1 rRNA gene is annotated in these 255 nt (G+C 57.3%); it reads right to left on the reverse strand.

The features are described from left to right. Window positions 1-222: ribosomal RNA gene (locus QCZ28_RS34450) — 23S ribosomal RNA — on the reverse strand; the annotation flags it as partial. Window positions 223-255: the final 33 nt, after the last annotated feature.

The raw sequence follows: 255 nt of genomic DNA on the forward strand, positions 1-255 counted from the left end.
TCTTCCTACGGGTACTGAGATGTTTCACTTCCCCGCGTTCCCTCCACACACCCTATGTGTTCAGGTGTGGGTGACACCACATGACTGGTGCCAGGTTTCCCCATTCGGACACCCTGGGATCACAGCTTGGTTGACAGCTCCCCCAGGCCTATCGCGGCCTCCCACGTCCTTCATCGGCTCCTGGTGCCAAGGCATTCACCGTTCGCCCTTGACAACTTGACCACAAAGATGCTCGCGTCCACTGTGCAATTCTCA

The organism is Micromonospora sp. DH14, assembly GCF_029809455.1.
Lineage (GTDB): Bacteria > Actinomycetota > Actinomycetes > Mycobacteriales > Micromonosporaceae > Micromonospora > Micromonospora parva.